The organism is Chryseobacterium sp. BLS98 (genome assembly GCF_001045445.1).
In the GTDB taxonomy this organism is placed as follows: Bacteria; Bacteroidota; Bacteroidia; order Flavobacteriales; family Weeksellaceae; genus Chryseobacterium.
The window spans coordinates 438557-460738 of sequence record NZ_LFNF01000003.1; the positions used below are offsets into that span (position 1 = coordinate 438557).

Annotated in this window: 25 protein-coding genes and 3 tRNA genes; 20 read left to right on the top strand and 8 right to left on the bottom strand. The window is 37.1% G+C overall.

What is annotated here, in order from left to right; genetic code table 11:
* Positions 1-29: 29 nt before the first annotated feature.
* The 12 genes from ACM40_RS13195 (at position 30) to ACM40_RS13250 (ending at position 7352) form a co-directional block, all read left to right on the top strand.
* Positions 30-521 (top strand): lipocalin family protein, encoded by a 492-nt coding sequence (locus ACM40_RS13195; RefSeq protein WP_048503244.1) that lies wholly within the window; start codon positions 30-32, stop codon positions 519-521.
* 26 nt (positions 522-547) lie between these two features.
* Positions 548-1237 (top strand): OmpA family protein, encoded by a 690-nt coding sequence (locus ACM40_RS13200; RefSeq protein WP_048503245.1) that lies wholly within the window; start codon positions 548-550, stop codon positions 1235-1237.
* 105 nt (positions 1238-1342) lie between these two features.
* On the top strand, positions 1343-2230 hold the full coding sequence (locus ACM40_RS13205) for a decaprenyl-phosphate phosphoribosyltransferase (RefSeq protein WP_048503246.1): 888 nt from the start codon (positions 1343-1345) through the stop codon (positions 2228-2230).
* On the top strand, positions 2227-3546 hold the full coding sequence (locus ACM40_RS13210) for an FAD-binding oxidoreductase (protein WP_048503247.1): 1320 nt from the start codon (positions 2227-2229) through the stop codon (positions 3544-3546). Before ACM40_RS13205 ends, ACM40_RS13210 begins: the two co-directional genes overlap by 4 nt.
* On the top strand, positions 3546-4271 hold the full coding sequence (locus ACM40_RS13215; protein ID WP_048503248.1) for an SDR family NAD(P)-dependent oxidoreductase: 726 nt from the start codon (positions 3546-3548) through the stop codon (positions 4269-4271). Before ACM40_RS13210 ends, ACM40_RS13215 begins: the two co-directional genes overlap by 1 nt.
* 4 nt (positions 4272-4275) lie before the next feature.
* Positions 4276-4863 carry an HAD-IB family hydrolase gene (locus ACM40_RS13220; RefSeq protein ID WP_048503249.1) on the top strand — a complete coding sequence of 196 codons (588 nt, stop codon included), beginning with the start codon at positions 4276-4278 and terminating at the stop codon, positions 4861-4863.
* Positions 4864-4886: 23 nt separating this feature from the next.
* Positions 4887-5351, top strand: coding sequence for a hypothetical protein (locus tag ACM40_RS13225; protein WP_048503250.1), 465 nt, complete (start codon positions 4887-4889; stop codon positions 5349-5351).
* 1 nt (position 5352) lies between these two features.
* Positions 5353-6528: a cysteine desulfurase family protein gene (locus ACM40_RS13230; RefSeq protein ID WP_048503251.1), complete on the top strand. Its 1176-nt coding sequence runs from the start codon at positions 5353-5355 to the stop codon at positions 6526-6528.
* Between the two features lie 85 nt (positions 6529-6613).
* Positions 6614-6931 (top strand): thioredoxin, encoded by a 318-nt coding sequence (gene trxA, locus ACM40_RS13235; protein WP_040995543.1) that lies wholly within the window; start codon positions 6614-6616, stop codon positions 6929-6931.
* Positions 6932-7065: 134 nt separating this feature from the next.
* Positions 7066-7139, top strand: a tRNA-Asp gene (locus ACM40_RS13240).
* A 33-nt stretch (positions 7140-7172) separates the two neighbouring features.
* Positions 7173-7246: transfer RNA gene (locus ACM40_RS13245), tRNA-Asp, on the top strand.
* A gap of 32 nt (positions 7247-7278) precedes the next feature.
* Positions 7279-7352: transfer RNA gene (locus ACM40_RS13250), tRNA-Asp, on the top strand.
* Between the two features lie 102 nt (positions 7353-7454).
* Here the strand turns inward: ACM40_RS13250 and ACM40_RS13255 are convergent.
* On the bottom strand, positions 7455-8135 hold the full coding sequence (locus ACM40_RS13255) for an aspartate/glutamate racemase family protein (RefSeq protein WP_048503252.1): 681 nt from the start codon (positions 8133-8135) through the stop codon (positions 7455-7457).
* Between the two features lie 679 nt (positions 8136-8814).
* Here ACM40_RS13255 and ACM40_RS13260 point away from each other — a divergent pair.
* Entirely contained in the window at positions 8815-9573 is a 759-nt protein-coding gene (locus ACM40_RS13260; RefSeq protein WP_048503253.1) for a response regulator transcription factor, read from the top strand.
* Positions 9574-9686: 113 nt separating this feature from the next.
* A complete protein-coding gene (locus ACM40_RS13265; protein WP_083996855.1) occupies positions 9687-10721 on the top strand; it encodes a L,D-transpeptidase in 1035 nt (344 codons plus the stop codon).
* Here ACM40_RS13265 and ACM40_RS13270 read toward each other — a convergent pair.
* From ACM40_RS13270 to ACM40_RS13280, 3 genes are all read right to left on the bottom strand, one after another.
* Complete coding sequence (locus ACM40_RS13270; RefSeq protein ID WP_048503254.1) at positions 10714-11241, bottom strand: hypothetical protein; 528 nt, start codon at positions 11239-11241, stop codon at positions 10714-10716. The two genes, ACM40_RS13265 and ACM40_RS13270, sit on opposite strands and share 8 nt — an antisense overlap.
* A 3-nt stretch (positions 11242-11244) precedes the next feature.
* On the bottom strand, positions 11245-12567 hold the full coding sequence (locus ACM40_RS13275) for a PDZ domain-containing protein (RefSeq protein ID WP_048503255.1): 1323 nt from the start codon (positions 12565-12567) through the stop codon (positions 11245-11247).
* Positions 12568-12687: 120 nt separating this feature from the next.
* Entirely contained in the window at positions 12688-13326 is a 639-nt protein-coding gene (locus tag ACM40_RS13280; RefSeq protein ID WP_048503256.1) for an alpha/beta hydrolase, read from the bottom strand.
* 225 nt (positions 13327-13551) lie between these two features.
* On the opposite strand from ACM40_RS13280, the gene ACM40_RS13285 reads away from it, so the two are divergent.
* The gene (locus ACM40_RS13285) at positions 13552-13974 is read left to right on the top strand and encodes a hypothetical protein (RefSeq protein WP_048503257.1); all 423 of its coding nucleotides are present in this window, start codon (positions 13552-13554) and stop codon (positions 13972-13974) included.
* 97 nt (positions 13975-14071) lie between these two features.
* Here the strand turns inward: ACM40_RS13285 and ACM40_RS13290 are convergent, their stop codons facing one another.
* Both ACM40_RS13290 and ACM40_RS13295 read right to left on the bottom strand, forming a co-directional pair.
* The gene (locus ACM40_RS13290) at positions 14072-14710 is read right to left on the bottom strand and encodes a response regulator (RefSeq protein WP_048503258.1); all 639 of its coding nucleotides are present in this window, start codon (positions 14708-14710) and stop codon (positions 14072-14074) included.
* The gene (locus ACM40_RS13295) at positions 14697-16700 is read right to left on the bottom strand and encodes an ATP-binding protein (protein WP_048503259.1); all 2004 of its coding nucleotides are present in this window, start codon (positions 16698-16700) and stop codon (positions 14697-14699) included. Before ACM40_RS13295 ends, ACM40_RS13290 begins: the two co-directional genes overlap by 14 nt.
* Before the next feature lie 268 nt (positions 16701-16968).
* Here ACM40_RS13295 and ACM40_RS13300 point away from each other — a divergent pair, with 268 nt between their 5' ends.
* Complete coding sequence (locus tag ACM40_RS13300; protein WP_131705362.1) at positions 16969-17466, top strand: hypothetical protein; 498 nt, start codon at positions 16969-16971, stop codon at positions 17464-17466.
* Between the two features lie 140 nt (positions 17467-17606).
* Here the strand turns inward: ACM40_RS13300 and tyrS are convergent, their stop codons facing one another.
* Complete coding sequence (gene tyrS / locus ACM40_RS13305) at positions 17607-18902, bottom strand: tyrosine--tRNA ligase (protein WP_048503261.1); 1296 nt, start codon at positions 18900-18902, stop codon at positions 17607-17609.
* A 211-nt stretch (positions 18903-19113) separates the two neighbouring features.
* Here tyrS and ACM40_RS13310 point away from each other — a divergent pair, with 211 nt between their 5' ends.
* Positions 19114-19674 (top strand): RNA polymerase sigma factor, encoded by a 561-nt coding sequence (locus ACM40_RS13310; RefSeq protein ID WP_048503262.1) that lies wholly within the window; start codon positions 19114-19116, stop codon positions 19672-19674.
* Positions 19675-19767: 93 nt separating this feature from the next.
* Here ACM40_RS13310 and ACM40_RS13315 read toward each other — a convergent pair whose 3' ends face one another.
* Positions 19768-20400: a hypothetical protein gene (locus ACM40_RS13315; RefSeq protein WP_048503263.1), complete on the bottom strand. Its 633-nt coding sequence runs from the start codon at positions 20398-20400 to the stop codon at positions 19768-19770.
* A gap of 109 nt (positions 20401-20509) precedes the next feature.
* On the opposite strand from ACM40_RS13315, the gene lipA reads away from it, so the two are divergent.
* The 3 genes from lipA (at position 20510) to ACM40_RS13330 (ending at position 22176) form a co-directional block, all read left to right on the top strand.
* On the top strand, positions 20510-21376 hold the full coding sequence (gene lipA / locus ACM40_RS13320; protein WP_048503264.1) for a lipoyl synthase: 867 nt from the start codon (positions 20510-20512) through the stop codon (positions 21374-21376).
* 89 nt (positions 21377-21465) lie between these two features.
* Positions 21466-21909 carry a hypothetical protein gene (locus tag ACM40_RS13325; protein ID WP_048503265.1) on the top strand — a complete coding sequence of 148 codons (444 nt, stop codon included), beginning with the start codon at positions 21466-21468 and terminating at the stop codon, positions 21907-21909.
* Between the two features lie 3 nt (positions 21910-21912).
* A complete protein-coding gene (locus tag ACM40_RS13330) occupies positions 21913-22176 on the top strand; it encodes a hypothetical protein (RefSeq protein ID WP_131705363.1) in 264 nt (87 codons plus the stop codon).
* Positions 22177-22182: the final 6 nt, after the last annotated feature.

Consider the following 22182-nt stretch of genomic DNA (forward strand, 5'->3'; position numbering starts at 1 on the left):
TTATAAATAACAAAATAATAAACAACAAAATGAAAAAGTTACTACTTGCAGGGATGATCGGAACATCACTTTTTGCAGTGTCTTGTTCCTCAGTGAAAAAAGCAGAAACATCACAAAACCAGAGAGTCGAATACCTGAAATTAAAAGGTGATTGGCAAATTGTAAGTGTAGATTATGAAAAAGGGTTTAAAATCAAGCCTTTTGATGAAGGAGCAGATGCTCAGTGTTTTGTAGGAAGTCATTGGAGATTAATTCCAAATAACTACACCGGTGCCTATACTTTAAACGGAGGTGGAGCTTGCCCAAGCCTTACACAGCCAATCAAATTTGAAGTAAAAGACGGCAATACTTTCCTGTTTAAAAAAATCGCTGCGGGAACAAAAGCTAAGCAAAATACTGTAGGATACTCTTTAACAATCACTAATCAGTCTACAGACCAGTTTTCACTTGTACAGAACGTTCCTTTCGACGGAAGCACAGTGCAGGTTGTTTACAACTTCCAGAGAACAGGAATGAAATAATTTATCAACATATAAAGATTAAAAAAATGAAATTTACTAAAACATATATAGGAGCTCTATTCTTATCATCAGCATTATTATTAACCAGCTGTGAAGCGGTTCAGAATTCTAACCACCAGCAGAGAGGTACAGCAGTAGGTGTTGCATCCGGAGCTGTCATCGGGGGTATTCTGGGGAATAATGTAGGTAAAGGTAAAAATGCAGCTCTAGGAGCAGTGCTTGGGGGGATTATCGGTGGTGTTGCAGGTAACGTGATTGGTAATAAAATGGATAAGCAGGCTAAGGAGATCAAAGAAACTTTACCGGGAGCTGAAGTAGAAAGAGTAGGAGATGGTATTAAGATTACCATGAACGAAAGCATTGTGAACTTCGCTTTTGACTCTTCAAATCTTACTTCTACCGCTCAGGCAAACCTTGATAAATTGGCAAAAGTACTTGTTGATAACCCGGATACCAATATCAATATCTATGGTCACACAGACAGTAAAGGTACAGATGCTTACAACCTGTCTCTTTCACAAAGAAGAGCAGATGCAGTAAAAGCTTATCTTTCAGGAAAAGGAATTGCATCCAGCAGAATGATTACTAAAGGAGAAGGAGAAGCTATGCCGGTGGCTAGCAACGATACAGAAGAAGGAAGAGCTAAAAACAGAAGAGTGGAATTTGCCATTACTGCTAATGAGAAAATGATTAATGATGCTCAGCAAGGGCAGTAATTAATTTTATATAAATATTTTCGTAAAAGACCGCCTCGGCGGTTTTTTTTGTATTTTTATGGTGTAAATTTTGAATTCCCTATTTTTGTAACCGAAATAGCATAAATGAAGAAATATCTTAAACTCCTCCGTGTGGAGCAATGGGTGAAAAACCTTTTTGTTTTTGTTCCCTTGTTCTTTTCCGGAAACATTACAAATGTAGACTTACTTACGAAAAGCATTTTTGCTTTTATTATTTTTTCCCTTGCAGCAAGTGTGGTTTATATTCTTAATGACTATAACGATATAGAAGCAGATAGAAAACACCCTGAAAAAAGAAGACGGCCTCTTGCAAGCGGAGCTATCTCAAAATCCAAGGCCATAGGAATTCTCACAGGGCTTGTTATCATTGATGTTGCGCTGGTATTCCTTGCCCAGCTTTATTTTTTTGAGCCTTTATGGAAGTTTGCTACAATTATCGGGCTTTATATTGTGATGAATCTGGCATATACCTTCAGGCTTAAGCATGTACCGATTATTGATATTTTTATTATTGCTTTAGGTTTTGTATTCAGAGTTTTAGCTGGAGGATACATTACGGGGATTGGGATTTCACAATGGGCAATATTACTTACTTTTGTACTTGCCCTTGTTTTAGCTATTGGAAAAAGGAGAGGAGAGCTTATCAATGCCCAGGTTTCCGGTAAAACCAGGAAGGCGCTGGATGGGTACAATGTACAGTTTGCAGACATTGCCCTGTCTATTTCAGTGACACTGGCTATTGTCTGTTATCTGATGTTTACCCTTTCCCCTGAAGTTCAGGCAAGATTCCATGAAAGAGTTTTTTATACCGTCATCTTTGTAGTTTTTGCATTCTTAAGATACCTGCAGCAGACATTGGTATACAACAGAACAGAATCTCCTACGAAAATTGTGTACAGAGACCGGTATATTCAGATCACTTTAATACTTTGGGTAGCTGCCTTTTTAATCCAGATTTATTTTAAAAAATGAAGCCGAATTTCATACAGAAAGTTACCAACTGGGGCAATTTCCCGGTGGTAGAGAAAGAAATGAGATCTGAGGACAGCTTCAAAAAAATAAAAGAATTTGTACTCAGTCATAACGAAATTATTGCCAGAGGCAATGGAAGATGCTACGGTGATGCTTCCCTGGGAGAAACCATATTTTCTACCAAAAAACTGAACAAATTTATCAGTTTCGACCGTCTTAACGGGATTATCGAATGTGAATCCGGCGTTTTGCTTTCAGATATACTTGAAATCTCGGTTCCACAAGGCTATTTTTTGTATGTAACACCGGGAACCAAATTTATTTCGGTAGGAGGGGCAATTGCTTCTGATGTTCACGGTAAAAACCATCATGCAGAGGGCTGTTTTTCAGAATATGTGACTGAATTTAAACTGATGACCGAAAATGGAGATATCATCACATGCTCCAGAGAGGAAAATTCAGATAAATTCTGGGCTACCATTGGAGGAATGGGGCTTACCGGAATTATCCTTACTGTAAAATTTAAACTTAAAAATATACAATCCGCCTACATTCGTCAGGAAAGCATAAAAGCAGAGAATCTGGATGAAATTTTCAGGCTCTTTGAAGAAAGCGAAAGCTGGACGTATACAGTGGCCTGGATCGATTGTCTTCAGAAAGGCAAAAACTTAGGAAGAAGTATTTTAATGAGAGGTGAACACGCTTTTCAGCATGAACTTCCTCAAAATCTTGCGAAACAGCCGCTAAGACTGAAGAAGAAGCTACAGCCTACAGTTCCTTTTTATTTTCCAGGCTTTGTCCTGAATGCTTTGACAGTGAAAATCTTCAACCTCCTGTATTATAAAAAGCAGACTAAAAAAGAAGTTAAATCGTTCATTGATTACGAAACATTTTTCTATCCCTTAGATGCCATTACTGACTGGAATAAAATCTACGGGAAATCAGGATTCATCCAGTACCAGATGGTCATCCCGAAAGAAGCAGGTAAAGAAGGAATGAAGCAAATCCTGGAAACCATTGCTGCAAGTGGCAACGGATCGTTCCTGGCGGTTTTAAAGCTATTCGGAAAAAATAATCCTGAGGCTTATAATTCATTTCCGTTCGAAGGATATACTCTGGCACTTGATTTTAAGGTCAACTCTAAACTGAAAAAATTGGTGGATAAATTGGATGATATTGTACAGCAATTCGGAGGAAGGATCTATCTTACCAAAGACAGCATGAGCAGATCTTCGCTTACCAATTACCTTAAGAATATTCAAAGTTCAAAATTTGTGTCTTTACAGCACAAAAGAATCATAAACAACAATTCATAATGATAGTTCTGGGAAGTACGTCTGAAGTGGCACAGGCATTTGTGGAAAAAGCCCTGCAGGAAGGCGAAAAGTTTGAAAGAATATATCTCTTTACTTCAAGTAGGGAAACAACGGAAAGATTCGCAAGACACATTGATGTAAAGTTTCTGCAGCAGTCTGAAGTCATTGAAATTGATCTGATGAAAGAGATTGATTACAATAAATTTGATCATGTCAGTTCAAATGTATTATTTTGTGCTGCAGGATATTTGGGAGATGGTACGGAGGAAGGTCTTTATGATAACAGGAATACAGAAAAGATTATTAATATCAATTATTCGAAGCTGGTTCCCGTGATGAACTTTTTTGCTCAGAAATTTGAAAGCAGAAGGTCAGGAACAATTATCGGGCTATCATCGGTAGCAGGAGACCGTGGGAGACAGAGTAATTTTATCTACGGAAGTGCAAAAGCAGCTTTTACGGCTTATCTTAGTGGGCTCCGTAATTACCTTTTTGATAAAAAAGTACATGTTCTTACCGTAAAACCGGGTTTTATGGCCACAAAAATGACGGAAGGGCTGCCTTTGAATCCTAAACTGACCGCAACCCCGAAACAAGCAGCAGACTGTATTTATAAAGCTTTCAAAAAGCGGAAGAATGTTGCCTATGTATTGCCGGTTTGGGGTATTATAATGATGATCATCAGAAATATCCCTGAATTTATATTTAAAAAATTAAAGCTTTAGTAAAATGAAAAAATTGTATTGTTTTGATTTTGACGGAACTATTACGTATAAGGATACCATGTTTATGTATCTTAAATTCTATGATTCTACCAAATTCCGGATACAATTTTTAAGACACGTTCCTCTTTTTATTTTATTAAAACTAAAGCTTGCTGAAACTGAAAAAGTAAAGAAAAGCTTTATTGGTTCTATCCTGAAAGGCCAGACCCAGGAAAAAATTGAAATGAAATCCAAACAGTTCTTTGAACAGCATTACCCGAAAATTGTAAGGGAAAACGCTCTGGACTTTATTAATAATATCGATAGAGAAAATACACAAAGTTTATTGGTCACTGCATCACTGGATATCTGGGTAAAACCTTTTGCCGAAAAACTTCAGATGCAGCTTGTATCCACGCGTGCAGAGTTTAAAAATGGTGTTTTTACAGGCAATTTCGTTGGCAAAAACTGCAACGGAAAAGAAAAACTTTTAAGAATAAAAGCCGAAATACACGACTCCAAATACGATAAAATAATTGCTTTCGGAGATACTTCCGGCGACCGCCAGATGCTTAAATGGGCAAATGAAGGACATTACCAATTTTTTCACTAATTTTGGGTGGTAAAAATGTAATAATGAAAAGACTGCTTGTTTTATCTACTGCAATCTTAATGAACTGTACCGCTGCGCCGCCTCAAAAAGCATCAGACAGAGCTGAAAATGCTGAGCTGCTTGTTTCTGAATCGCAGGGAGGTACAGATGAAGCTGGATTTACTATTATTAAGAATGAAAAGGAATTCCGTAACTCCATTAAAGGCAGTTTCGGTCTTATAGGTTTAAAAAAAGAACCGTCTGTCAACTATCCGGAATTTCCGCGAAACAAAAAAGTAGTTTTGTACCATATGGGAATTTTCAGATCAGGCAGCCATAGGATTACCAGTATCAAAAATGCATTCGTGGAAAATAACACCCTGTATGTGGAAGTTCCCGCTCAGCCATCAGGCGGAATGGAGATTCAGGTACTTTCTAATCCATGGTTTATTTTTGCCGTTCCTTCAGATTATCAGTTTACCTCAGTAAAATTAAAATATTCCAATTAAAATGAACAAAATATATTTAGATAACGCTGCAACAACACCCCTTGCCGAAGAAGTCATAGATGCAATGGTGAATACCATGAAGATGAATTTCGGAAATCCTTCTTCTACCCACAGCTTTGGTCAGGAAGCAAAGATTCTTATCGAAAATGTAAGAAGACAGGTGGCAGACTATCTTCATGTAACTCCTGCGGAGATTATCTTTACTTCGTGCGGAACAGAGTCAAACAATATGATCATCAAATCCAGTGTAGAAAACCTTGGAGTTGAAAGAATCATCAGTTCTCCACTGGAACACAAATGCGTTTCGGAGAGCATTTTAGATATGAAGAACAGAAAGGGAGTAGAGGTAGTTTATATTCGCCCTAATGAAAAAGGAGATATTGACCTTAATAAACTGGAAGAACTTCTGAAATCTTCAGATAAAAAAACTTTGGTAAGCTTAATGCATGCCAATAATGAGATTGGAAATATTGTAGATATTAAAAAAATTGCAGAATTATGCAAAGCAAACAATGCTCTTTACCACTCTGATACGGTGAAGACTATGGCTCATATGAAATTCGATTTTTCAGATATCCCTGTAGATTTTGCTTCCTGCAGTGCCCACAAATTCCACGGTCCGAAAGGAGTAGGTTTTGCCTTTATTAGAAAATCAACTGGTCTTAAAGGTATTATTACCGGTGGCCCTCAGGAAAGAAGTCTGAGAGCGGGAACTGAAAATGTTGCCGGTATTGTAGGTCTGGGGAAGGCTTTAGAGCTTTGCATCAACAATATGGAGGCATATGCCGGTCATATAAGAGAAATTAAAAAATACGCTATTGAACAACTGTCTGCAAAAGTTCCGAATATTAAGTTCAACGGCCGAAGCGGTGAGATGGAGAATAGTGTAGACAGTGTTTTAAGTGCATTGCTTCCATACAAAGATCCTTTGATTGGGCTTCAGCTGGATATGAAAGGAATTGCAATCTCTCAGGGAAGTGCGTGCTCTTCAGGAGCATCAAAACCATCTATGGTAATGATGATGGTACTTACAGAGGATGAAATGGATCATTGCACTCCATTACGTATTTCTTTCAGCCATCTGACGACAAAGGCAGAAATAGACGCCCTTGCAGACGCTTTGGCGGAAATTTCAAAAGACTTCGCTATAGAAAAAACAAATGTTGAGCATAGATAGTCTTATTGCTTAAAAATCGTAATTTTGAATATCCAATTAAGGATTGAAATAAGAATATAATATTAATTAAAATAAAAGAAACAAAATGGCTTTAGAAATTACGGACAGCTCATTTCAGGAAACGGTTTTAAAATCAGATAAGCCGGTATTGGTGGACTTTTGGGCAGTATGGTGCGGACCATGCAGAACTTTAGGACCAATCATCGAAGAAGTAGCATCAGATTTTGAAGGAAAAGCAGTAGTAGGAAAAGTGGATGTAGACAACAACCAGGAAATTTCTATGCAGTATGGGATCAGAAATATCCCTACAGTTCTGATTTTTAAGAACGGTGAAGTAGTGGATAAATTAGTTGGTGTGGCTCCAAAAGAGGTGATCGCAGAAAAACTAAGTGCACACTTATAAAAAAAATAACTTTGATAATGAATGCCTTCCATTTTTGGGAGGCTTTTTTTTAACAAATAATTTGCAGGGAATTAAAAAAGGTGTAATTTTGCAATCACAAAAAAGAAACAACGTTCTTTACAACAACAGAAAATGATCCGGTAGTTCAGCTGGTTAGAATGCCGCCCTGTCACGGCGGAGGTCGCGGGTTCGAGTCCCGTCCGGATCGCAGAAGTTTATAATTTACTTAAAAAAAAAATTAGATCCGGTAGTTCAGCTGGTTAGAATGCCGCCCTGTCACGGCGGAGGTCGCGGGTTCGAGTCCCGTCCGGATCGCAGAAGTTTTCTCAATTTCTTTTAAAAAAATTGATCCGGTAGTTCAGCTGGTTAGAATGCCGCCCTGTCACGGCGGAGGTCGCGGGTTCGAGTCCCGTCCGGATCGCAAGATCTTAAAACCCCTTCAAATTGTTTGAAGGGGTTTTTGTTTGTCTTCATTTAATTAGGTGAAGAGATGATGAAGGTGAGAAATATTATGGTTACTGGCTTATGAAACTATATACTCTACAATAGCCTCACAATGTATTTTTGTAGTATCAAAAACAGGTATTGTAAAGTCATCCTGGCTGATCAGCAGGGGAATTTCCGTGCAGCCCAGGATAATACATTCTGCACCACGGCTGACAAGATTCTCCACAATGGAAATATATTTAAGCTTGGTCTCAGGATTAATCAATCCAATTCCCAGTTCCTCCTTAACAGTATATTGGATATAATCTCTCGTTTCCTGCTCTTCGGGAATTAGTACCTCAAGCCCGTACTCTCCAAGTTTGCTTCTGTAAAAATCCATTTCCATGGTGAACTTCGTTCCCAGCAGCCCAACTTTTTTTAAACCGGCTTTACGGATTGCTTTTGCAGTTTCTGTTCCGATATGAATAATGGGAATTTGTAAGGCGGCCTCAAGTTTATCTGCGAAGAGATGAGCTGTATTTGCACAGAGAACAATACTTTCTGCATCACTGTTTTTCAGATGTTCACAGGCATTAAGTAACAATTCATAAGAATGAACCCATCCTTTTGCCTGGATATCTCCGAAGTTTAAGGAATAAATGATACATTCGGCAGCATTCAGCCCTCCAACACGGGCATTGACTCCTTCATTGATGAATTTATAATAATCTAATGTAGATACCCAGCTTATACCGCCTACCAGTCCTATCTTTTTCATAAACTCTGTTATTTACTGTTTTAGGACAAATCTAGATAAAAGTTTCCAATGTACTTTATCTGGTTTGATCTATTAATTCTTTTAGTACGGATAAGAATTTTTAATTATTCAGTAATTTTTGTTAGGTCAGCTTTTGGCGTTACCCATTTTTATATTTGCCCGGAAAGATTTTTTAAACATTTAAGTCTTCCAAAACAATAAAAACAAAAATTACTGCCTAAAGACAGTAATAAGATCAGCAGTATGATGTTTCGATCGTTTGTGTGTTTTTTGTAGAAATTCTGGAATGCTGATCATAAGTGCTGCTTTAATTCGGTCGTTATTGCTTATTATTTCAGTCTGAATTAACCTTTTTCAGGTTGAGTTATTTACGATAAAAACTTGATGATGAATCTATTAAACTTGACCGAATCATTTACATGCAGCTTCTTTATTTCATGGTTATTGATTGCATTCTTGAAGTAAAACCTATAGGATGAATGGATAGCAGGATTAAAACTGAATAAAATATATGATTTTCATCTTCAGATTATTAAATTTCTTTTTTTGATATAGAATTGATGGTTAATTTTAACAAAAATAGATCACTGTATTTTGATATCCGCTACACTTTTGTGTAGATTTGCTTATGGATCGAAAATACTACCCTTTTGGGTAGCCATAATCGGCTTATAAAAATATGGAAGAGATCAACAGATTTTTTAATGATAAAAATGAGGTTCGCAGCGATGCAGAAATAGACCGCAGCCAGGCAGGAGAATATCTGGAGGCTGTAAAGGCATTTTCCAGACTTACTTATCAGAGCCTGTACGTTATAGATTATCAGACCAGGGCATTCGAATACGTCTCGGATAATCCATTGTTTTTATGTGGAAAATCTGCAGAGGAAGTAAAAGAAATGGGGTATGCTTTTTATTTTCAGAATGTAAAGCCTGAGGATGTAGAGCTTTTAATTAAGATCAATGAAGCCGGTTTTGAATTTTATGAAAAAATTCCTGTTGAGGAGCGTAAACTTTATTCTATTTCTTACGATTTTCACCTCATGAACGGCAAGAAGAATATGGTATTGGTTAATCATAAACTTACACCGATGTTTCTTACGGAAAAAGGGCAGATCTGGAAATCGTTGTGCATTGTATCACTTTCCGGCAGTACTTCGGCCGGGAATATTGTAGTAAGTAAAGAAGGTTCCGATGAACTCTGGAAGTATGATCCCGAAGCAGACCAATGGGAAAAAGGAGAGAAAATAAGGCTTTCCCAAAGAGAACACGAGATCCTCAGTCTGTATATGAGCGGGCAGACCATTAATGAAATAGGGGAAAAATTATTTATCTCTGCCGATACGGTAAAATTTCACCGTAAAAAGCTCTTTGAAAAAATTGGAGTAAATAATATTGCAGAAGCCCTTGCCTATGCAAAAACCAATAAACTTCTGTAAACCAATATACTTTCATACCGTTTTTTTACGGTATTTTTTATTATGTCTTTGGGGTTTCAATTTTAGGTCTGATATTTGCACAAGATAGCCAAACTAAATAGCCTGTTTTATTTATGAAAAACATATCTGTGAAGAAATCATTTTTATATGCACTTGTTTGTACTGCAATGCTTATTTCGTGTAAAAAAGAAATAGAAAAAATAAGCGATACTTTTAAAGATACGGTTTCATCATCAGAAGCTCCCGGTGTGGAAAAAGATTCCATAAAGAAAGATTCTGTGGTGAAAAAAGAATCTGTTCCGCCTGCAATGCAGGAAAACGGGTTCTATAATGCCCTTGTTCTTCCTAAAAATAAAAAACTCAGAGATTCTGTCTATGCGGAATTCAGTAAAAAATACAATGAGAAAGAACGATATGCTATTCTTGCATTGAACCGACTGGATTCTAAAAATAAATGGAACGCTGATACATTGGTAGTTCCCGCAAAGATAGACACAACCCTGATGGAATATTCACCTTTTCCAATGCAGCTGGACATATTGAGCGGAGTGAAAAAATTCGTGATTTTCTCTTATCCAATACAGGCTTATGGAGTATACTCCAATGGAAGTCTGGTAAAATGGGGGCCAACAAGTATGGGAAAAAAGGCTGCACAGACAACACGCGGACTTACTTTTGCCAATTGGAAAAAGAAACTTTCAATCTCAACGGTAAGCAGCGAGTGGAAGCTTCCCTATAATTTTAATATTCATAATTCAGGGGGTATCGGATGGCATCAGTATGATCTTCCAGGGTATCCTGCATCGCACTCATGCCTGCGTCTGCTGATGAAAGATGCCCAGTGGCTGTATTCTTATGCCGATACCTGGATCCTGAACCCGGGAGGCGCCACCACCAAAGCAAAAGGAACCCCTGTAATGGTTTTCGGTGATTACAAATGGGGCGGCAGAAAGCCATGGAGAAAACTTTTGGATGATCCCAATGCGAATAATATTTCAGTGGAAGAAATGACGAAGCTTCTAGAACCTCATATTGACAAAATGATCAAAGAACAGGACAACAGGGAAAAAGTATCGGATTCAATTAAAGCGGCTAAAGCTATGGCACCTGTTCAGACTGAAAAGCCAGCTGAAATTCCGGCTAATTAACTTTCTTTTCGAACTGGGAAGTAGATTCTTCTGCAAACCGTCTAAGCTTGAGCATTTCTTCTTTACCCTTGTGCTGCCCGAATCTGGCTGCTGCATAAGTAAGAAGAATAAAAAATAACATAACAAATGAAGCGTTGAGAGCCCATGGGAACTCAGCGCTTTTTATTTGCTTTTCTACGTAATACATCGTAAAAAAAGTCATCCATAAGATGGAAAAGGAAAAATAGAGGAACATGAAGAACGTCCATACTGCGGAGCTGGGGCCGAATACTCCCCGTATAGCCGTTTCCCCGTCTTCTATTTCTATCCGTAAAGACAGTCTCGGTTTCCAGTAATTGTCATATTTTGTTTCTACGCATATGGTAGCCACTTCCTTATTGATATTTCCGGAAAATTCATCTTTATGATCGGCGAGATATTTTTTTAAGTTTTCTGCATACTCTTCTTTGGTAAGATGCGTAAACATTTTGAATCTCGGCCGGGTTCTTATTTTATCGATTGTGCTTTCTTCTGTCTTCATATTTTATTCTTGGTATGGTATAGGGTCTTCCAGTACAAAACTAAAAGTCATTTCCTTATTCTTTCTCTGGATTACCATCGTGATATTTTTTCCTTCTTCGGACTTCATCATTTCTATGATCTTTTCCATGGTCATATCGGCGGTTCGGTTTCCGTTGATTGTGATAACGCGGTCATCTTTCTTCAGCCCTGCTTTAAACGCCGGAGAATCTTTCCTTACGCCAGCTACTGAAAAGATAGGTTTTAAGATAAATTTATACTGAAAATTATTGATTACGGAAATTTCAGTATTGGCTTCAGATAATTTTTTAGGTTCAATTTTTATCCGGTCTTCCTGCCATTCCAGCCCATCCTGCTGAAAATCCAGCCCGCTCATATTGAAATGAAAAGGATCATCAAAGTTCTTATTTTTTTTCAAATATAATTTTCCGTTCGGATAATCGAAAACCACAGAAAATCTTCGCATTATTTCGCCACCTACAGATCCTTTCCTGTCCTTTACCAAAGTAACATGCTGAATAGAATATTCGTCAGGCATTGCAGTGAGAGGCATTTCGAATTTAAAATCTCTGAGATAAAAATTGTGAATACGGCTTCGTTTCCCGTAAATATCTCCATTGAAGCCGCGTCCCAGGTAATCATCAATATTCGGCCTGTTGTAGACGAAATCTTTAATGAGGGTAGGGAAGAGCCATATGGCATCACTGTTACCAAGATCGATCAGCAGTTTTGATTCCTTCTTTTCATTCGTCATCTCAACGTCGGCAATGAGGTAAGGTTTATCATTTTCTACGCTTATAGGCAGTTCATCAAACTTCCGGATTTTCTTTTTGAAAACATCGGCATCCTGGTAGACGGTGATTTTTTTAGAGATATAGTCTATCGAAATCGGATGGTTTTTAAAAAAATGATACCCGATAACACCATTCACGGGAATTCCTATATGAGATGAAATGTTGAATTCTTCGTCTATAACGATATACAGAAGCATAGAAGAATTGATGATATGGTCACCTATTTTGGCAGTATTGCGGTCAGATTTAAAGCCGTCAATGCTTATGTTTCCTCCAAGACCTGAAAATTTGATCTTTTCAATGTTCTGTAATTTAACCTCTTTATTGTCCAGACTGAAAAGAATGGTTTCGGCAACGCCGGTATCAAGCATAAAGGTGAGCTCGGCGCCATTTACATTGATGGGAATGAAAATAAGGTTGTTGATAAGTTTAAAAGGGATAACTGCTTTCTTAACGTCAACCAGCTCAAAAGAATTCTGTGCACCGATAAAAATGCTGAAGAATAAGGCCAGTAAAAAAAGCTTAAGTTTCATTTACTGAATTTACTGAAATAATCCTTAATATCCATAAAAAAACATTCCAAAAACAGGAATGTTTGTATAAACTGCAATGAGGCAGTGGTGTTAGTTGAAAATATTTTAAATTGACAGGGGTTATTTCGAGAAGAAATCCATCAAGTCCATATAGTTCTTCTGATTTACACCGTGCCCGCTCATATACTCTCTGAAAGTAAAATAACAGCTCAGATCATAAAGCAGATCTGCGGCTTTTCTTCCCCATTCCATTGGGATAACGGCATCATCGGTTCCGTGCGAAACAAAGAAGCGGAGCCTTTCCAGTTTTTTTTTGTCTTTTACGATACCAGCCAGAAGTTTCTCCTCAGGATAGCTGCTGAGGCAGGCTACATAATTGAACAGCTCCGGATGTTTTAATGCTAAGGCATAGCACAAAATTCCACCCTGGCTGAAACCACACAGATGGACTTTGCTTTCTGTAAGTCCGTAATGGTTTATAATTTTTAATATATTCTCCAGCACACTGTCCAGTGATTCCTTAGCCTGGGAAATGTCGATGAAGTTTTCAGGATTATTGAAATCAATGTCAAACCAGGAATAGCCTTCAAACTGAGTATCTCTGGGGGCTCTGAAGCTTACGATAAGCCAGTCGGCGGGAAGAGTTTCCCTGAAGCTGAAAAGATCCTGCTCATTGCTTCCATAGCCGTGAAGCATAAAAAGAACAGTGGTATTGGGAGTGATATGTTCCGGTTCTCTTACTATATAATCTAAATTCATACAGCAAATATAATTAATAAATCATATTATAAATCCAAAATATGGATGCTGTTTTTTATCCTGATTATCCATAAGCAATGCACGCTCAAAGATAGGCTGTTACTGTTATTATGCTTTTTGCTGATTTGATATTATTTGGAAAACTTTATTGGAAATTTTTCATAAAAGTTATTTTTATATTAATAAAAAACCTATATTTGAAACATTAAAAATCTATTTGGAGAAATGAAGCAATTTTACAAATCAAAAAGTTTACTTAGACTTTCTTTTTTATTCGTTTTATTATTTTCGGTAATTACTGTAGTTAATTCTTGTAAAAAGGATGACGATGAAGATGAGTTCACGGATCACGTTGTTCAGTTTGAAGTGAAAACAACTACCGGAGGAGTGATCAGAGCTATCGTAACACAGGTAGGAACCACAAAAACCGACATTTTCGATCCTGTAGGAACTACATGGGCGAGTGGTGAATTTTTTGTAAATTCAAGTCAGGCACAGTTAAACCTTGATGCTAAAGCAGATCTTCCGGATGCCACCTCTGAACTGGTAGTTAATCTTTGGATAGATGGCGAAATCGTAAGAACCAAAAAGATGGTGGGAGCAGGGCCGCTAGTCGCTTCTATTGATTACAGCTTCTTAGAATTATAGAATACTTACTCATATATAAAAACCGCTTTTAAAAGGCGGTTTTTTTTATTTTTATGAATTGATTTTTCTGTGTTTTCATTAGAATTTTATAATCATTTTATTCCTCAATTAGCTGATGCTGTATAGCACGGTTAATAAGCTCTGTAGAGTTTCTGGCCTGGAACTTTTGTAATAAATTTTTACGGTGGGTATCCACAGTGAGAGGGCTTAGGAAAAGCTCTTCGGCAATCATTGCACTTGTTTTCCCTTCTGCTACCATCCGGAGGATCTGTTTCTCCCGTTTGGTGATCCTTGGCACAGGAAGATCGTTCTGGGAAGGTCTGCTGATGATCTGCTTTGTTTCCTCACAAAAAACAATATTTCCTGAGAGAGCTCCTTTAATGCATATCACCAGTTCATCTATTGACGTATTTTTAAGGATATATCCACTGGCTCCATTCTGTATAGCCTGCATAATAATGCTTCGTTCCGAGCGGTTGCTGAACATAATTACGGAAGTATTGGGTGATATTTTTTTGATTTCCCGGCAAAGTTCTGTTCCGTTGGTATCCGGCAGTGTGATATCCAAAAGAATTATATCTATCTCATTGGACCGGAGAAAACTGATGAGGTCTGAACCGGTTGTAAAAGTTTCCAAAACAGTAAGAAACGATTGGCTTTTCAGCATCATTTTTAATCCTTCAATGACGATGGGGTGGTCATCTACGATAACGATATTTATTTTATGAGACTGCATGGGTATCTAATTCAATATTAATAGTTGTTCCTTCGTCATCTGAATTGATCTCCATTTTGCCTTTCAGATAATCTACTCTGTTTTTAAGATTATGAAGACCCATACTTTGAGATTTTCTGTAATCTTCTTCTTTAAATCCTTTTCCGTTATCTTCTACGGTGATCATGAAGTTTTCATCAGATTGTGAGCATTGCAGCAGTATATTGGTGGCTTCCGAATGTTTAACAGAGTTGGCCAGTAGTTCCTGTGCAATTCTGTAAATATTAAGCTGTATGGATAAAGGAGTATTTTTGCTGATGTTAATAGCCTGAAAGTCTACCTTAAGGTCTTTTCGGATATAGAACTCGCACAGATCTTTAAGGGCGGTTTCCAGTCCGAAGCTCAAAAGGGATTCCGGCATCAGGTTTCTGGCCACATGGCGAAGTTCGGTAACAGAATTATCCAGTTGGTTTAAAATTTTGTAAAAATCCTTATGCCGGTCCGCTTCAAGGTGGGTTGAAGACCAGGTAGAAAAATTTATTTTAACTCCGGCAAGCATTCCGCCAAGGCCATCATGGAGATCTTTGGCAATGCGGGCTCTTTCTCTCTCTTCTCCTTCCAGAATAGCTTTCGTAAGGGCCAGCTCTTCTCTCTGCTGAATTTCCTTTATTTCCTGCTGAAGATTTATTTCGCGCTGTTCCGAAATTTTTTTATTCTTTTTAAAATTTAAAAAACCTAAAATGATAAATCCGGCAGATAACAGGGAAGCGAGTCCCAGAATCCACATATATTTGTTTTTTTTGCTGATCTCCAGCTTTTTTTGTACCAGTTCTTTATCCCTTTCGGATTTTCTGTATTTTGCTTCAAGAACAGCAATGTTTTTATGGATAGAAACCGTGTTGAGGCTGTCAAAAGAATTTATATAACGCTCGGCATACAGGTTGGCTTTAGTTGTATCCTTTAGTGCGGAGTAGTTTTTGGAAAGTTCTTTTAAAACTTCCTGCTTGTTTTTTTGATAGGGTGTCTTGGCATAAACTTCTTTAAAAATTTTATTGGATTTGCTGTAGTCTTTCAGTTCACTGTTAAGTTGTCCTTCAAACAGCTTTATTCTTTCTGCGATAACTGTATTTTTATATTTTTCGGCATTGCTTAATCCTTTGGCAAAAAGCTTTACCGCCTCCGGATAATTTTTTTGCTTCATATGATAATATCCTAAAGTACAGTAATAAAGTGAATAAAAATTGGATTCCGGATAGTCTTTTATGATAGCATAGGTTTTTTCTAATTCTGCCTTTGCCTGAGACATTTTGTTTTCTCTCATCAGAGCATCTGCCTTAAACAAAACAACTTCTCCCTTTATTGCTTTGGCCTGTGCTGTTTGTTTTTTCAGTTTGTTGATAGAATTTTCAGCCAGGCTCATATATTCTATTGCTTTTGGATAGTCTTTTGAGTTATAGAATAAAATACCCATACTTTTGTATAAAGCGCCGGAAAGCTCATAATCTTTTAGAGTCTTAGCCAGCGGTATTGCTTTATTGGTGAGAATGTTCATAGACTCTACTTCCTTATTCTGAATGATCCTGAATAATGCTTTATTCTGGAACATAATGATCCTTATTTTTTTGGCTTCATTACTCTTATACTTTTTCAGAATCGATTCTATGTTTGTGAAATCTTTTTCAAGAAGATTGACGGCATCGGGCTTTGAATAGTTTATAATGGACTGATAGTAAAGTCCTATATCTCTGTACACAGGACTGTTGGACGAATTTTCCAACCCCTGTTTCAGATACTTCTGATAATTTTCAATATCCTGCTTTGTAAAATAGGTTGCGGCAATCTGATAGGACTTAATGGCTTTTACTGTATCAACAGTTTCATTGTTGGCAGCCAGAACCAGACTGTCAAAATTATTATTCTTTTTCTCCAGAGAATAAAAGTAAAGAGACTGCGCCTCAATATTGAGTATGCCAAAAAACAATATTAATAATACAACTAATTTTTTTTTCATGTTTTTTGTGTAATCATGATTTATATTATGAATATTTTATGAATTTATTAAAAAAAATAATATGCATTCGTAAGTTACTTCATTTTTTTAAAGTAGCTATTTGGAGATAGGTACAAAATACCTAAAAATAGGTAGATATAAATACTCTTTTTTATGTATTGTCCTTTCCGGGCATACAGGATAGTTTTGTGAAACATTGCAAGGTTTGATGAAAAAATATAAATAAAGTACAGGTAAGAATTAGTTTATAAATTAAAATATGAGAATTATGAAAAAAATCGGTTTACACAAAACATTCAGAAATGCAGTTGCTTTTTTAATGACAGCGCTTCTCTTAGGCTTTGTATCTTCATGCAGCAAAGATGATGACGATGATGCAGGAGGAGGAGTTATAGGCGGAGGCGCCAATTATAAAATAACTGTTACTTTGAATGGGGTAAATTCTACCGATGATTATGTTTCTGTAGTTGCTTCAGGAAGTGATCATCAAAACAGTACTTCCATATGGAAAATTAATGGAACCGTTCAAAACGGACAAACAGCTGTAGGATTAAACGACAATAGTTTTACCGGTTCTACCAAAACCTATATTATTGAGACCAATTCCCCTATTGCGGCTTTAGCAGCTTCAATTCAGGTGATCAACTATAACTCTTCCATTACAGGAACTTATAAAATTGAAAAAAACGGAACAGCAGTGGTTGATGAGAATATTAATTTAACAACCAACGGGGCCGATTTTACGAAGCAGTATTCATTCAATTAAATGATTATTTATAGACAGTAAGGCTTTATAGTTTTTATCTTTAACTCTCTTCAAAGATGAAGTAACTTTTCAGGTTAGAATTTTGTATTAAAAAGAGCGGCTTTGATTCCAAAGCCGCTCTTTTAAATTATTTAAAGATTTTACTGTACTTTCACAATAAAATAGCTTTTCTTACCCTTTTGAAGCAGTAAGAACTTACCGTCGATAAGATCGCCTTCATTAGCTGTATAAGTATCATTTACTTTTTCTTTGTTTACAGAAACTGCGTTTCCTTTGATTTCTCTCTGGGCCTCACTTTTAGACTTTAAGAATCCTGATTTTTCAGAAAGAAGATCAATAATGCTGATTCCCAGAACATCAGCTTTAGGAAGCTCTTTTTGCGGAACACCGTCAAAAACCTCCAGGAATGTTTCCTCGTCAAGACTTACCAGGTCTTCTGCTGTAGAACGTCCGAAAAGAATTTCTGAGGCTTTCACCGCTTTTTCGTACTCCTCTTTGCCGTGTACCCATACCGTTACCTCTTCAGCTAATTTTTTCTGAAGCTTTCTTTCGTGGGGAGCTGTTTTATGCTCTTCAATCAAAGCTTCAATTTCTTCTTTGCCTAAGAATGTGTAGAATTTAATAAATCTTTCGGCATCATCGTCAGTAGCGTTCAGCCAGAACTGGTAGAATTTGTACGGAGACGTTTTCTTTTTATCCAGCCAGTAATTTTCACCGCTTTCCGATTTACCGAATTTAGAGCCGTCTGCTTTTGTAATCAAAGGAACCGTTAAAGCAAATGCTTCTCCCTGGGCTTTTCTGCGGATCAGTTCTGTACCCGTGGTGATATTTCCCCACTGGTCAGAACCTCCCATCTGAAGCTTTACATTATTATTTTGATACAGATGAAGGAAGTCATATCCCTGAATAAGCTGGTACGTAAATTCCGTAAAGCTCATCCCGTCCGCTCCGCCATCTCCTGAAAATCTCTTTTTCACAGAGTCTTTCGCCATCATATAATTAACGGTAATGTTTTTTCCCACATTTTTGGCAAAATCAAGGAAAGAAATATTCTTCATCCAGTCATAATTATTGACCAGTTCAGCTTTATTTGGCCCGTCAGCATCAAAATCCAGAAATCTTGAAAGCTGGTTCTTTAAACAGTCAACATAATGAAGAAGTGTTGCTTCATCCAGCAGATTTCTTTCTGCAGATTTTCCCGAAGGATCTCCGATCATTCCCGTGGCACCGCCTACCAGGGCAATGGGTTTGTGCCCATGCTGCTGGAAATGTGCCAGAATTTTGATCTGGATAAGACTTCCGATATGCAAAGAATCAGCAGTCGGGTCAAAACCAATATATGCAGTAGTTACCTCTTTATTCAGTTGTTCATCGGTTCCTGGCATCATATCGGCAAAAAGACCACGCCATTTCAGTTCTTCTATAAAGGAATTCATCTATAATTTTCTTTAAAATTTAACGGGGCAAAGATAGTAAATTCAGAAGTATGACGGGTAAAAAAGCGAAAAAGCAAAATAGCAAAAACCGCAAAGCAAAGAAGGCAAAGAGGCTGAGCGGGAAAATGAATAAATCGAGATATATTGCTTTCTTTCCTTCTCAACTGTTAACCCTTTGCTTTTTCGCCCCAAATCTTTATATTTGTTAATAATGAACGACGAACAGCTATTCCTGCTTATTCAAAAGGCAAAAGAAAAGGACCAGAAGGCCCAGACCAAACTCATCAATATTTTTTGGGTGGATGTTTTTGCTTTTGTCATGAAGAAAGTGAAAGATGAAAATGATGCAGATGAAATTACGGTGAATGTTTTTTCAAAAGTGCTGTCGAAACTGGATATGTACGATCCACATTTTCAGTTCAAAACCTGGGTGCTGACCATTGCGCAAAATACCGTTATTGATTTCTGGAGAAAAAGAAGCCGCGAAAACCAGGATCCTACTGAAAACCTTGATGAGGTTAAAAATCAGTTTGCAAAATCTCCGGAAGAGCTAATGATCTCCAATGAAGAACAGAAAAAGATCATCAAGACCATCGAATCGCTGGATGCCAATTATCAGGACATCATCAGATTAAGGTTTTTTGAGGAAAAAAGCATCAAAGAAATTGCGGAAGAACTCGGGATTTCCGTAGCCAATACCAAAGTCAGGGTGATGCGTGCCAAGAAGGTCCTTGCGGAGTTGCTGAAGAATAATGAGTTTGATGATAATTAGTCATTCAGAGTATCAAAATAACCACCGGAGTCTAAAAGGCAAAGTTCATCTTATGGTCTTAAAGATTAGCTAAACTTTAATGGATCAAAATTTTCACAGATAAACTTCCTCTTTTGTTTTAGGAAGAATAATTTTCCTTGGCTCTTTCTGATTCCTGTTCTGCAGGTCTATTTTCAATCCTTTTTTAATGTAAATTTCCTGCATGGATTGACCATATTCAGCAGTATTTTCTACTTCTTTGTTATAATTAAGCTGTCCTGTAGAAAGATTAAAGTCCACTTCTGTCCAATAATCTACCGGCCTGCCATATGTTGAAGAATGGCCTATCAGCTCAAAACGACCGTTCTGAAACCGGTATTTATCTGTGTAGCCCCATTTCCAGCTGCTGCCACCCGCCTGGGTAATGTTCAGGATTCCTTTTTCTATAGTTGTTTCCTGGTAAGGGTCGCCCATCATTCCGCCGCCGGCGCTTTCAAGAATAGCGTTTCTTGATTTACTTAAAACCATCCATGTTCCGCCGCTTTTTTTCTGAATCTGGATCTCACGGATTTTACCTAATTCCCCTTCATCTGTTGTGGTATAAATAACCACTCTTTCAGGAATTTTATCACCATCCAGATCGCCTTCCACAGTGTCAAGGATCTCCGAACCTGCCGGTTGAAGTTCTTTCTGGGCAAAGCAAAATATACTGATAATAACAGATAAGGTAAAAAAGATCTTCTTCATGATTTAATTTTAGTGGTTTAAAATTACTAAATTATATGTTTCATCAATGTTGGTCTTTGATTGTTTCGATAAAAAAATCACTAACTTTGAGGCTCAATTTGAGAAATAAATGGAGAATTTAGTTCAAGATACTACCGTTCAAAAGCCAAAGTGGATCCGTGTAAAACTTCCTACCGGGAAAAATTACAGAGAGCTTAGGACTTTGGTGGACAAATATAAATTAAATACCATATGCCAGAGCGGAAGCTGTCCGAATATGGGTGAATGCTGGGGAGAAGGAACGGCAACGTTCATGATCTTAGGAAATATCTGTACAAGAAGCTGCGGGTTCTGCGGTGTAAAAACAGGAAAACCGCTTGATGTCAATTGGGATGAGCCGGAGAAAGTGGCACGTTCCATTAAGTTGATGAAAATTAAGCATGCTGTACTTACTTCTGTGGACCGGGATGATTTGAAAGATATGGGGTCTATTCTTTGGGCAGAAACCGTGAATGCCGTAAGAAGAATTTCTCCGGGAACAACTATGGAAACACTTATTCCCGATTTTCAGGGAATTACCAAGCATATCGACAGGCTGGTAGAAGTGGCTCCGGAAGTGATCTCTCATAATATGGAAACAGTAAAACGTCTGACAAGAGAGGTTAGAATTCAGGCTAAATATGAAAGAAGCTTAGACGTTCTCAGATATTTAAAGGAAGCAGGCCAGAGAAGAACGAAAACAGGAGTAATGCTTGGTTTGGGAGAAACCAAAGATGAGGTTTTTCAAACCATTGAAGATATCAGAAATGCTAACGTCGATGTCATCACACTTGGACAGTATCTTCAGCCTACCAAAAAACATCTGCCGGTAAAAAAATTCATCACACCGGAAGAGTTTGATGAATTGGGAGACTTTGCAAGAAGCTTAGGATTCAGGCATGTGGAGAGCTCTCCATTGGTAAGAAGCTCTTACCACGCTGAAAAACATATTCACTAAAATATAACCGCTTCCTTTTGAAGCGGTTTTTTCATATTTGTTAAAAAAATAATTTTATTATTGAACTAATTAAGATAGAATTGTGGATTATGGAGAAAAATAACGAAGCAGAAAAGAAACGATTTATCAATAAATTTACTTTTTTCCTTGATTATATTTTTGAAGAGACCAAAAAAGTTGAATACAAATATTTTTCAAATTTAGTTTTAGGAATAAATATAGTTTTAGAATATAAAGAGTATATAAGTAATCAACTTGCTTTCGAGTTAATCAGAAAAGAAGAAGAAAAATCCAATATTTTTTTGACAGATTTGCATAGATCCAATTATGTCAGCTTTTATTCTGATTTTGTTGCCGATTTTGATCCTGATGGATATTGGTCGGATTACCCTAACATATGGAAGGAAGAAATTCCTATATTGGATGATTATTTAAACCAGTTTGAATTTGTAAAAAACCAAAATTTACAAAACGAATTCAAAGCTAAAATTGAACAGTTTAATATTTTATATATAAATTCTCAAGAAGTATAAGATATGATGAGAAAAATTGAAATTTTCTCCGCACTAATTATTTTACTTGGAATTATATTCTATTATTGGATATTGGAAAATCATTTTTCCGGTAGGAAAATAGTACTTTCTGTATTAATTATTTTAAATATTATTGGCCTTATAGTTAATATTAAACATTTTTATTCTTTTAGAAAAGGTACTTATGTATCGTATATTGGATATCTTGCAACAATAGCTTTTATGGCCATTACAATGATGCTGCAGCTTTTAGAACTAGTTAAATAATAGCTC

What these genes read in the sequence shown, in the direction of transcription:
- ACM40_RS13205 (WP_048503246.1), top strand. Translation starts at nt 1,343, where the DNA reads ATGAAGAAATATCTTAAACTCCTCCGTGTGGAGCAATGGGTGAAAAAC.
- ACM40_RS13290 (WP_048503258.1), bottom strand. Translation starts at nt 14,710, where the DNA reads ATGCAGTCTCATAAAATAAATATCGTTATCGTAGATGACCACCCCATC.
- tyrS (WP_048503261.1), bottom strand. Translation starts at nt 18,902, where the DNA reads ATGAATTCCTTTATAGAAGAACTGAAATGGCGTGGTCTTTTTGCCGAT.
- ACM40_RS13325 (WP_048503265.1), top strand. Translation starts at nt 21,466, where the DNA reads ATGGAGAAAAATAACGAAGCAGAAAAGAAACGATTTATCAATAAATTT.
- ACM40_RS13280 (WP_048503256.1), bottom strand. Translation starts at nt 13,326, where the DNA reads ATGAATTTAGATTATATAGTAAGAGAACCGGAACATATCACTCCCAAT.
- trxA (WP_040995543.1), top strand. Translation starts at nt 6,614, where the DNA reads ATGGCTTTAGAAATTACGGACAGCTCATTTCAGGAAACGGTTTTAAAA.
- ACM40_RS13275 (WP_048503255.1), bottom strand. Translation starts at nt 12,567, where the DNA reads ATGAAACTTAAGCTTTTTTTACTGGCCTTATTCTTCAGCATTTTTATC.
- ACM40_RS13230 (WP_048503251.1), top strand. Translation starts at nt 5,353, where the DNA reads ATGAACAAAATATATTTAGATAACGCTGCAACAACACCCCTTGCCGAA.
- ACM40_RS13285 (WP_048503257.1), top strand. Translation starts at nt 13,552, where the DNA reads ATGAAGCAATTTTACAAATCAAAAAGTTTACTTAGACTTTCTTTTTTA.
- ACM40_RS13265 (WP_083996855.1), top strand. Translation starts at nt 9,687, where the DNA reads ATGAAAAACATATCTGTGAAGAAATCATTTTTATATGCACTTGTTTGT.
- ACM40_RS13315 (WP_048503263.1), bottom strand. Translation starts at nt 20,400, where the DNA reads ATGAAGAAGATCTTTTTTACCTTATCTGTTATTATCAGTATATTTTGC.
- ACM40_RS13220 (WP_048503249.1), top strand. Translation starts at nt 4,276, where the DNA reads ATGAAAAAATTGTATTGTTTTGATTTTGACGGAACTATTACGTATAAG.
- ACM40_RS13215 (WP_048503248.1), top strand. Translation starts at nt 3,546, where the DNA reads ATGATAGTTCTGGGAAGTACGTCTGAAGTGGCACAGGCATTTGTGGAA.
- ACM40_RS13330 (WP_131705363.1), top strand. Translation starts at nt 21,913, where the DNA reads ATGATGAGAAAAATTGAAATTTTCTCCGCACTAATTATTTTACTTGGA.
- ACM40_RS13300 (WP_131705362.1), top strand. Translation starts at nt 16,969, where the DNA reads ATGAAAAAAATCGGTTTACACAAAACATTCAGAAATGCAGTTGCTTTT.
- ACM40_RS13310 (WP_048503262.1), top strand. Translation starts at nt 19,114, where the DNA reads ATGAACGACGAACAGCTATTCCTGCTTATTCAAAAGGCAAAAGAAAAG.
- ACM40_RS13195 (WP_048503244.1), top strand. Translation starts at nt 30, where the DNA reads ATGAAAAAGTTACTACTTGCAGGGATGATCGGAACATCACTTTTTGCA.
- lipA (WP_048503264.1), top strand. Translation starts at nt 20,510, where the DNA reads ATGGAGAATTTAGTTCAAGATACTACCGTTCAAAAGCCAAAGTGGATC.
- ACM40_RS13260 (WP_048503253.1), top strand. Translation starts at nt 8,815, where the DNA reads ATGGAAGAGATCAACAGATTTTTTAATGATAAAAATGAGGTTCGCAGC.
- ACM40_RS13225 (WP_048503250.1), top strand. Translation starts at nt 4,887, where the DNA reads ATGAAAAGACTGCTTGTTTTATCTACTGCAATCTTAATGAACTGTACC.
- ACM40_RS13210 (WP_048503247.1), top strand. Translation starts at nt 2,227, where the DNA reads ATGAAGCCGAATTTCATACAGAAAGTTACCAACTGGGGCAATTTCCCG.
- ACM40_RS13255 (WP_048503252.1), bottom strand. Translation starts at nt 8,135, where the DNA reads ATGAAAAAGATAGGACTGGTAGGCGGTATAAGCTGGGTATCTACATTA.
- ACM40_RS13200 (WP_048503245.1), top strand. Translation starts at nt 548, where the DNA reads ATGAAATTTACTAAAACATATATAGGAGCTCTATTCTTATCATCAGCA.
- ACM40_RS13295 (WP_048503259.1), bottom strand. Translation starts at nt 16,700, where the DNA reads ATGAAAAAAAAATTAGTTGTATTATTAATATTGTTTTTTGGCATACTC.
- ACM40_RS13270 (WP_048503254.1), bottom strand. Translation starts at nt 11,241, where the DNA reads ATGAAGACAGAAGAAAGCACAATCGATAAAATAAGAACCCGGCCGAGA.